The 1125-nt window shown below is 65.5% G+C and carries 1 protein-coding gene; it reads left to right on the forward strand.

All coding sequences use genetic code 11. The features are described from left to right. Positions 1 to 295 precede the first annotated feature (295 nt). On the forward strand, positions 296 to 1125 hold an 830-nt coding region (locus tag GSQ79_RS25570), incomplete at its 3' end, for a cation diffusion facilitator family transporter (protein ID WP_158811571.1).

Consider the following 1125-nt stretch of genomic DNA (forward strand, 5'->3'; position numbering starts at 1 on the left):
GCGATGATGGGGTTGGCATGACCCGGCAGCGACATCGATATGCGTGCTCCAGCGGGCGATGCGCCCACGACTAATAAAGACTCCATTGCCAAAGTTTTATTCCCATCGGTTGCCAAATATTCCGCGCCGCGAGGGTCCAAAGCGCTCCCGATCGAGGTCATGCTCCGGCGGTGTTGTCCCGATCGAAACGCGGGCGGTCGTTTGCAGCTCCCGGCACCTTTATGAATGGTCCGCCATCGTGCTAGTCGCCTGGACGAGGGCGATGGCGTTCTCGCCCCCATTCCGAAGGTGAATTATGAGCCGCACCCTCAAGATCGGCTGCGTCAGCCTGATCGTCAGCGTGATCGTGCTGGCCTTGAAGGCCGCGGCCTACTGGGTGACGGGCAGCGTTGCGCTCTATTCCGACGCCCTCGAAACGGTGATCAACGTCGTCGCCGCCCTCGCCGCTCTGCTGGCGATTTGGGTCAGCGAGCAGCCCGCCGACGCCAACCACCCCTATGGTCATTACAAGGCCGAGTACCTCAGCGCGATCGTCGAGGGGGCCCTGGTCCTGCTCACCTCGGCCCTGATCGCCCGGGAAGCCTGGCTGAACTGGGCGCATCCGCACGCGCCGGAAACACCGTTCCTCGGCGTCGCCTTGAACGGCGGCGCGGGGGTCATGAACCTGGTCTGGGCGATCGTTCTGATCCGCCTCGGCAAGCGCTGGAAATCTCCGGCTCTGCTGGCGGGCGGCAAACACATCATGACGGATGTCTGGACCACCGGCGCGGTGCTGGTCGGCTTCGCCCTGGTCCCGCTGACCGGCTGGCTACGCCTCGACCCGGCCGTCGCCGGCCTGGTCGCGTTGAACATTCTCTGGGCCGGTTACGGCATCCTGCGGGAATCCGTCGGCGGACTCATGGACGAGGTCGCCGACCCCAAGGAGGTCGCCGAACTGCGCCAGCTGATCTCGCAACACGCCGAAGGCGCGATCGAGGCGCACGACGTGCGCACCCGCCGTGCCGGCAGCATGTCGTTCATCGAGTTCCATCTCGTGGTGCCCGCCAAGATGACGGTCGAGGACGCCCACGCGATCTGCGATCGGATCGAGGCCGCCCTGCACGCCCAGGTCGGCGACGCCGTCAT

It is taken from the genome of Beijerinckia sp. L45 (assembly GCF_009765775.1).
Lineage (GTDB): Bacteria > Pseudomonadota > Alphaproteobacteria > Rhizobiales > Beijerinckiaceae > RH-AL1.